This is a genomic window from uncultured Corynebacterium sp. (assembly GCF_902782855.1).
Taxonomy (GTDB): Bacteria; Actinomycetota; Actinomycetes; order Mycobacteriales; family Mycobacteriaceae; genus Corynebacterium.
Map to the genome: position 1 here is coordinate 1 of NZ_CACZOO010000301.1, position 7,994 is coordinate 7,994.

Sequence of the window (7,994 nt, forward strand, 5' to 3'; positions counted from 1 at the left end):
CAGCTCGGTATCGTCTGCGAGCACTACGGCGTCTCCCTCGACAACGCCCACGAGGCCACCGCGGACGCCGTGGCCGCGGCGCGCCTGGCATGGAAACTCGCCCGCGCCTACCCCGAGGTCGTGGAGATGACCGCCGACGAACTCATGCTGAAACAGGCCACCTGGAACTACGGGGACAAAACTGAGCTCCGGGAGTACTTCCTGAAGAAGGGGCAGACCGCCAAGGCGGCCTCGGTCAACACGTCCTGGCCGCTGCAGGCCTGATCCACGCCCCTGAGTACCATGGGCGACCATGGCAAAGACTTCCGCAGAATACCTCCGCGACATCGTCTCCGCGCCGGTCTACCGGGCAGCGAAGCACACCCCCATCGAACCGATGGAGGGCCTGTCCGGACGAATTCGCAACCGGGTGCTGGTCAAGCGCGAGGACCTGCAGCCGGTGCACAGCTTCAAACTGCGTGGCGCCTTCAACCGCATGTCCCAGCTCGTGGGCTGCCCCGGCGTGATCACCGCCTCGGCCGGCAACCACGCTCAGGGAGTCGCCCTGTCCGGGCGTGAACTCGGCATGCGCTCGGTCATCGTCATGCCCGTGACCACCCCGTCGATCAAGGTCAACGCCGTACGGGGCTTCGGCGGCGAGGTCATCCTCCACGGTGAGAACTTCGACGCCGCCCAGGCCAAGGCCATCGAGCTGTCCCGGCTGGAGGGGCTGGAGTACGTCCCGCCGTTCGACGACGAAGCCGTCATCGCCGGCCAGGGCACCATCGGCCTGGAGATCTTCCAGTCCGGCCCGGTCGACCGCGTGTTCGTTCCCGTCGGTGGCGGCGGGCTTGCCGCCGGTGTCGCCGTGCTGCTCAAGGAACTCGACCCGTCGATCAAGGTCATCGGCGTGGAGCCGGAAGAATCCGCCTGCCTCACCGCTGCGCTGGCAGCCGGCGAGCCGGTCACCCTCGACCACGTCAGTCTCTTCGCTGAGGGCGTGGCAGTGAAGACCATCGGGTCCGAGACCTTCCGGCTGTGCCGTGACCATCTCGACGAGGTCATCACCGTCAGCTCCGACGAGATCAGTGCCGCCATCAAGGACCTCTTCGACGACAACCGGGCCGTCGCAGAACCCGCAGGAGCGACCTCTCTGGCCGGCCTCAAGAAGTACGTCGCCACCCATGACACCCGGGACGAGACCCTGGTCAACATCCTCTCCGGGGCGAACCTCAACTTCCACACCCTGCGCTACATCTCCGAGCGTGCGGAACTCGGCGAGGGCGGCGAGGGGATCTTCGCCGTCTCCATCCCCGAGGAACAGGGCGCGTTCCTGCGGTTCTGCCAGGTGCTCGACGGCCGGATGGTCACCGAGTTCAACTACCGGGTCGACGAGCGCAGCGGCGGGCAGACCGCGGACCACCGGGCCCGGATCTTCGTCGGTGTCCAGCTCAAGGAGGGCGTGGAGGAACGCGCCGCCATCGCCGACGCCCTGGGCGACGCCGGCTATGATGTGGTCGACCTCTCTGACGACGAGACCGCCAAAGAGCACGTGCGCTACATGATCGGCGGAGTCCCGCCGTCACCGGTGGACGAGCGGGTCTTCTCCTTCGAGTTCCCGGAACACCCCGGAGCGCTGACCCGCTTCCTGGAGATCCTCGGTACCCGGTGGAACATCACCGCCTTCCACTACCGCAGCCAGGGCATGGACTACGGTCGCGTCCTCGCCGCGTTCGAGGGCGCCGGCAGCGCCGAGTTCGAGGAGCACCTCGCTGAGCTGGCGTTCCCGTTCACCGAGATCACCGACGATCCCTCGTACCAGCTCTTCCTCGCCCCGGCGTCCGCGGAGTAGTTGACGGTAGCGTGGGACCATGGACTGGGCCACGCTGCGTGCGCAACTGACCGGGTACCCGGAGACGACCCTGCACGGACATCTCGGTGGCCCGGCACAGTTCCCCGGGAACGCTCCGCTACCACGGGGACGCCCGCAGTTTCGTGCGTTCACGGGAGAACCGCGACTGGTCCGGGGACGATTTCACCCGGCCGGAGGGACCGGTCATCGCGGAACGCTTCCGGGGACGCGACTGCCGGACGGTGGCACTGAAAGCACCCCGGCACAAGATCGGTCCGCTGCGGATGTGGGTCGACCAGGAGTCCGGATTCCTGCTGGGCGAGGTCAACGAGCATCCGGATGCCGCGGACGCACAGGCCTGGATCGAGGACGCGGAGTTCGGCCTCCCACTCGACGGCGCCCTGTTCGTCTGGGACGGCCCGTCCGTGACGCAGGACGAGGTCAAGGCGGTACAGGAGGAGGACCTCCGGGCTCTGGAGGAATCACAGCGCGCCTGGTTCCGGGGAGCACGTCTCGGCTGCCCTGCTGCGGATTCCAGCCACGGTCGATCTGTCGCCGACCCAGTGCCGCCACCACGAGGACGGGACCTTCAGCGGTGGAAACCCTGCCGGTGTCATCTTCCGGCGGGAGAGTGACGCTGACTGTGATGATGCCAGGGGGTGGGAATCCGACCACATCACCTGGGTCGAGGACGGACTCCGCACCACGGTGCATTTTCTGAACCGTTCGGTGATCCCCGACGAGTCCCTCCGTGACCTGCTCCGGGGCCGCTTCGGCGGAGGGGACCCGGGGGTGACTGCAGAGGAACCTGCGGAGTTGTGGCGGCTCAGCAGGCAGGAGAAGGAGGAACTCCACCGCTGGTCCACCCCGGAGGTCGACTGGGAACTCACGGTGGACGGCCTGGTCCCCGTCGGCCGCGCCGGGATGGCGGCACTCTGGGACCGGCTCCGTCCCGGCGTCCCCGTGGACAGGTACTCCCACCACCGGCCGGAGGGGTGAAACTCAGTCCAGCAGGGAACCGAGGATCAGCCCCAGTTCACCGAGGTGGTCGATCTCGGAGAGGAGGAAGTCCGGACCGCCCGGGCGTCCGATGACCATGAGCAGATCCGTCCCGTCCAGGGGAGTGGCGGCCAGTGCGGAGTCCATGACGGTCCAGGACTCCGGTACCCAGTCGTCCCGGTCTGTCAGGGCGCGTGCCGCGGTCACCGGGGTGGCCTTGAGAACCGTGCCGTCGTCCTCCGGGGCGGAGGATGACGCCGCGACGCGGTGGACCGCGACGGTGCCGTCGGTACCGGTCACAGACTCCAGCACCACGACCCACTGCACCGACATCGTCTGCGGCAGCTTCTCCAACAGGGACTCGAGCGCCCCGGTCCGGGCGCTGCGCCGTGCCACCGCGGCCAGCAGGCTGATCTGACCCCGTCGGTCCACCGTCCCGGAGAAGGGGCGGATCGAGTCGACGTAGACGCCGTCAACCTCCTGCGCCGCGCTGATCAGGGCATCCGCGAGCCGTCCGGAGGGAAGATCGACGACAATGTCGTCGACGACGGTGCCGTCGGGGTCGTGCTCGACCACGTCGACGGTGCGGATGTCGCCGTCGACGGCCCCGAGGGTTGCGGCGATCAGGCCGAGAGTTCCGGGGACGTCGGGCAGCCGGACGCGCATCAGGTAGGACAAGTCAGACCTCGCGGGGTGAGGGGGTGGACAGATTCACCAGGGACAACAGTTTCAACAGCCCGATTCTAGCGAAGTGGCGGCGTCTCCGGTACGGCGAAACGCCGCCGGATTCCCCCAGCCCTGTCCCGACCGCCGGCGGCGGGAGCGGGACGACTACAGTGTCACAGGTACGTCGAACACTGATCAGAAAGGGACCCCCCTGTGTCAGAGATCTCCCGTGACGAGGTCGCGCACCTCGCCAGGCTCTCCCGTCTCGCCCTGACGGAGGAGGAGCTCATCCACTTCGCCGAGCAGATCGACGGCATCGTCGCGACCGTCGCCGCCGTCCAGGAGGTGGACACCGAGGGTGTCGCTCCGCTGAGCCACCCCACCCAGAATGTCGACGGGGATGTCTCCGTCATGCGTGAGGATGTCCCCGAGTCACTGCTCACCGCGGAGCAGGCCCTCGACCAGGCTCCGAAGCAGGCACAGGACCGGTACCAGGTCCCCCGGATCCTCGGCGAGTAGACGGACGAGCAGGAGAGAGAACACATGACTGACCAGACAGCACTCGTCGGTACCCGCGACGATTCCGACCTCACGACCTGGACCGCCGCCGAACTGGCGGAGAAGATCCACGCCGGGCAGGTCAGCTCGGTGGACGCCACCCGCGCCCACCTCGACCGGATCGCCGCCGTCGACGGTGACGTCCACGCTTTCCTCCACGTCGGGGAGGACGCGGCCCTGTCCGCCGCCGAGCAGGCGGACCGGGATATCGCCGCGGGCACCGTGGCATCGCCGTTGGCGGGTGTGCCACTGGCACTCAAGGACGTCTTCGTCACCACCGATGCGCCGACCACCTGCGCCTCGAAGATCCTCGAGGGCTACATGAGCCCTTACGACGCCACGGTGACGAAGAGGATCCGCGCCGCCGGCATCCCGATTCTCGGTAAGACCAACATGGACGAGTTCGCGATGGGGTCCTCCACCGAGAATTCCGCCTACGGCCCGACCCACAACCCCTGGGACCTGACCCGCACCGCGGGCGGTTCGGGGGGCGGGTCGTCGGCAGCTCTGGCTTCGGGCATGGCGCCACTGGCCATCGGCACCGACACCGGCGGGTCGATCCGCCAGCCGGCGGCCCTGACCAACACCGTCGGTGTGAAGCCGACCTACGGCACCGTCTCCCGCTATGGTCTGGTGGCCTGCGCGTCCTCCCTCGACCAGGGTGGTCCGACCGGTCGCACTGTGCTGGACACCGCGCTACTGCACGAGGTCATCGCCGGTCACGACCGGTTCGACGCCACCAGTTCACGGCGCCCGGTCGCCCCGGTCGTCGCCGCCGCGAAGGAGGGCGCCGACGGTGACCTGCACGGAGTGAAGATCGGTGTGGTCAAGCAGCTGGAGTCCGTCCGTGGCCTGCAGGCCGGCGTGGAGGCGAGCTACAAGGCCTCACTGGAGCAGCTGAAGAGTCAGGGGGCGGAGATCGTCGAGGTCGACTGCCCCAGCTTCGACTACGCCCTGAACGCCTACTATCTCATTCTGCCCTGCGAGGTCAGCTCCAACCTGGCCCGCTTCGACGGGATGCGCTACGGCCAGCGCCGTGGCGACGACGGACACCACTCCGCCGACGAGGTCATGGCGATCACCCGTGCCGAGGGATTCGGCCCGGAGGTCAAGCGCCGCATCATCCTGGGCACCTATGCACTGTCGGTCGGTTACTACGACGCCTACTACATCAAGGCGCAGCGGGTCCGCAACCTCATCGCGCAGGACTTCGCCAGGGCGTTCCGGGACGTCGACGTGCTGGTCTCCCCGGTCACCCCGACCACCGCCTTCGCCCTGGGGGAGAAGGCGGATGATCCGCTGGCGATGTACCTGTTCGACCTGTGCACCCTGCCGCTGAACCTGGCGGGCGTGTGCGGCATGTCCGTGCCGGGGCCGCTGGCCTCCGACACCGGGCTGCCGGTCGGCCTGCAGATCATGGGCCCGGCCCACGGCGATGACCGGCTCTACAAGGTCGGCGCCGCGTTCGAGTCCGGCCGGAAGTAGGCCGGGGGCTGCCATTCCGGCCACTCGTTCTCCAGACCGGAGATGACGAAGTCGACGGTCTGCCCGGCCTGGTCCCCGGCGAGTTCCTCACCGACCTCCGGCTCGACCGTCTCACCGTCGGTGAGGGTCTCGGCACGGTCGAACTCCTCCTCGCCGTCGGGCCTGCCGCGCAGCCGGTCCATCCGGGTCTGCAGACCGGTGAAGGCGTCCCGCAGTGTCGCCATGGCGAAGTAGATCTGCGCGTCGTTGACGCCCAGGGTGTTCAGTCTGTCGCGCCAGGGGAGGAACACCGGATGGAATGCCCCGTCCTCGGGTGCCTGGGACTGGGCGATGGCGTGGAATCCGGGGAAGACCCCGCAGACCCGCCAGTACTCGGCGGCCCAGCTGCGCAGCACGGTCTGCCAGTCCGCGTTCTCGGCGACGAGGTCGCCGATGTCCCCGAACTCCGCGGACACCGTGACCATGCAGGCGTCGAGAACCGATTCGCGTGAGTCGTAGACCCGGTAGAGGGCGGAGGCCCCGACTCCGAGGCGCCGCGCGATGGCGGAGAGGGAGAAACTGTCCAGACCCATGTCAAAGGCTTCGCGGACAACGTCCTCGGCGCTGAACATGGGCTTGCGGCCGGACCTGCGGGGGGCTGTCGAGGGAGCTGGTCCGGGGGTCACCGCCGCCTCGGGTGAGGGGTCGGCGGCGGAGACAGGGGAGGGGGCAGTGCTGGGCACTGTGTGCGGGTGCTCGTGCATGGGAGTCACCCTAGCGTGGGGGGTGTGGGGAGGATGGCTTTTTGAGACATGGTCGCCGGTGAGCTCTGTCACCGGTGCCGGGGGTTCCGGTCGCCGGCCACATCTGTGTTGTCGGCGTACCCTGGCGACCATGTCTGAACAGGTGATCCACGGTGACGGTTGGGCGGTCGGAAAGGACGGTGTCCGGCGTTGGGGGACCCTCGGCGCGGCCGGTCTCTTCCTCACCACCGTCGAGAACGGGGTGACGTTGCTGCTTGTCCAGCATCGGGCGATGTGGACCAACTTCGGCGGCACCTGGGGAATCCCCGGCGGTGCGGTGGACACCGGCGAATCCGTCATCGCCGCCGCACTGCGCGAGACACAGGAGGAGACCGGGGTGGAACCGGCGGACGTCACCGTCACCGGCTCCGCGGTCACCTCCCGGGCCGCCCTGGACCACGTGCTGCGCCGGATCCCGCTGACGGACGCCGAGCTCCCGTTCGCCGCTCCCGTGACCGACGCCGTGGCGTCCGGACTTCGGCTCTTCGACGCATTGCAGAGCAACCCCGTCACCCACCCGGACACCGGTCACCGTCTGGTCGGCACCATCGACGGCGAACTGTGCTGGGAGGTTCCGGATCACACCGTGGGGGAGTGGACCTACACCACGGTGCTGGGCACGGCGGTCCACCCGCTGGAACTCGCCCCGACCGCCGAGAGCACCGATCTCGCCTGGTGCCCGATCGACGAGGTGGCGGAGCTCCGGCTGCTGCCGCCGTTTCGCGAAGCGCTGCCCGGGCTGCGTGGGATGCTCGCCGGGGCTCAACGGTGAACCGGTGTTCCCGCGCGTGTGGCAGACTGTCCCTCTGTGACTGACGCCGCCCCCGTGCCCGACGACCGCTATCCCGCGCTGCCACTGCCGGAACCGCAGGCGTGGAAGGCGCTCATCGCACTGTGCACCGGTTTCTTCATGATCCTGCTCGACCAGACGATCGTGGCCGTCGCGACGCCGGACTTCCAGGAGCATCTCGGCGCCGACTACAACCAGGTCATCTGGGTCACCTCCGTGTACCTGCTGACCTTCGCCGTGCCCCTGCTGGTCACCGGACGCCTCGGTGACCGGTTCGGTCCCCGCAACGTCTACCGGGTGGGCATGGTGGTGTTCACCCTGTCCTCGCTGTGGTGCGGACTGTCGGGGGACATCCACCAGCTCATCGCCGCCCGTGCGGTCCAGGGTTTCGGCGCAGCCCTGCTCACTCCGCAGACCATGGCGGTGATCAACCGGATCTTCGCCCGGAACCGACGTGGCGCCGCTCTCGGGGTGTGGGGTGCGACCGCCGGACTGTCCACCCTCACCGGGCCGATCCTCGGTGGGGTCATCACCGAGTACGTCGGCTGGGAGTGGATCTTCTTCGTCAACGTACCCATCGGCGTCCTCTCACTCATCGCGGTGAGCATCTGGGTACCCCGCATCCGTACCACCACCCGGCCCATCGACGCCCTCTCCGTGGTACTCTCCATGGCCGCGGTCTTCCTGCTGGTCTACGCGCTGCAGCAGGGTGACCGGGAGAACTGGGCGTGGTGGATCTGGCTGTTGATGGCGGGCTCTGCGGTCCTGTTCGCCCTGTTCGTGCGTCAGCAGGAGGTCGCGGAGCGGTCCGGCACCGACCCGCTGATGCCGCTGAGCCTGTTCCGGATCCGGAACTTCTGCCTCGGGAACATCGGCACCACCG

General features: G+C 68.3%; 9 protein-coding genes and 1 pseudogene. 8 read left to right on the top strand and 2 right to left on the bottom strand.

Annotated features, from left to right (window positions below; genetic code table 11):
- The 4 genes and pseudogenes from QZV72_RS12240 to QZV72_RS12255 form a co-directional block, all read left to right on the top strand.
- A pseudogene (locus tag QZV72_RS12240) lies at nt 1-264 on the top strand (3'-5' exonuclease); the annotation flags it as partial.
- Between the two features lie 28 nt (nt 265-292).
- Complete coding sequence (gene ilvA / locus QZV72_RS12245; protein WP_297008868.1) at nt 293-1,831, top strand: threonine ammonia-lyase, biosynthetic; 1,539 nt, start codon at nt 293-295, stop codon at nt 1,829-1,831.
- A gap of 86 nt (nt 1,832-1,917) precedes the next feature.
- Nucleotides 1,918-2,466 carry a hypothetical protein gene (locus tag QZV72_RS12250; RefSeq protein WP_297008869.1) on the top strand — a complete coding sequence of 183 codons (549 nt, stop codon included), beginning with the start codon at nt 1,918-1,920 and terminating at the stop codon, nt 2,464-2,466.
- Nucleotides 2,467-2,539: 73 nt separating this feature from the next.
- Nucleotides 2,540-2,830 carry a hypothetical protein gene (locus QZV72_RS12255; RefSeq protein WP_297008870.1) on the top strand — a complete coding sequence of 97 codons (291 nt, stop codon included), beginning with the start codon at nt 2,540-2,542 and terminating at the stop codon, nt 2,828-2,830.
- 3 nt (nt 2,831-2,833) lie between these two features.
- Here the strand turns inward: QZV72_RS12255 and QZV72_RS12260 are convergent, their stop codons facing one another.
- On the bottom strand, nt 2,834-3,508 hold the full coding sequence (locus tag QZV72_RS12260) for an amino acid-binding ACT domain protein (protein WP_297008871.1): 675 nt from the start codon (nt 3,506-3,508) through the stop codon (nt 2,834-2,836).
- A gap of 201 nt (nt 3,509-3,709) precedes the next feature.
- Here QZV72_RS12260 and gatC point away from each other — a divergent pair, with 201 nt between their 5' ends.
- Nucleotides 3,710-4,015, top strand: coding sequence for an Asp-tRNA(Asn)/Glu-tRNA(Gln) amidotransferase subunit GatC (gene gatC, locus QZV72_RS12265; protein WP_297008872.1), 306 nt, complete (start codon nt 3,710-3,712; stop codon nt 4,013-4,015).
- A gap of 24 nt (nt 4,016-4,039) precedes the next feature.
- Entirely contained in the window at nt 4,040-5,539 is a 1,500-nt protein-coding gene (gene gatA, locus QZV72_RS12270) for an Asp-tRNA(Asn)/Glu-tRNA(Gln) amidotransferase subunit GatA (protein ID WP_297008873.1), read from the top strand.
- Here gatA and QZV72_RS12275 read toward each other — a convergent pair.
- Nucleotides 5,500-6,282, bottom strand: coding sequence for a TetR family transcriptional regulator (locus QZV72_RS12275; RefSeq protein WP_297008874.1), 783 nt, complete (start codon nt 6,280-6,282; stop codon nt 5,500-5,502). The two genes, gatA and QZV72_RS12275, sit on opposite strands and share 40 nt — an antisense overlap.
- A 130-nt stretch (nt 6,283-6,412) precedes the next feature.
- Here QZV72_RS12275 and QZV72_RS12280 point away from each other — a divergent pair, with 130 nt between their 5' ends.
- The gene (locus tag QZV72_RS12280; RefSeq protein WP_297008875.1) at nt 6,413-7,093 is read left to right on the top strand and encodes an NUDIX domain-containing protein; all 681 of its coding nucleotides are present in this window, start codon (nt 6,413-6,415) and stop codon (nt 7,091-7,093) included.
- 36 nt (nt 7,094-7,129) lie between these two features.
- On the top strand, nt 7,130-7,994 hold an 865-nt coding region (locus tag QZV72_RS12285; protein ID WP_297008876.1), incomplete at its 3' end, for an MFS transporter.

Excerpts from the sequence above, each read along its gene's own strand:
- ilvA (WP_297008868.1), top strand. The coding sequence starts at position 293 with ATGGCAAAGACTTCCGCAGAATACCTCCGCGACATCGTCTCCGCGCCG.
- gatA (WP_297008873.1), top strand. The coding sequence starts at position 4,040 with ATGACTGACCAGACAGCACTCGTCGGTACCCGCGACGATTCCGACCTC.
- QZV72_RS12275 (WP_297008874.1), bottom strand. The coding sequence starts at position 6,282 with ATGCACGAGCACCCGCACACAGTGCCCAGCACTGCCCCCTCCCCTGTC.
- QZV72_RS12280 (WP_297008875.1), top strand. The coding sequence starts at position 6,413 with ATGTCTGAACAGGTGATCCACGGTGACGGTTGGGCGGTCGGAAAGGAC.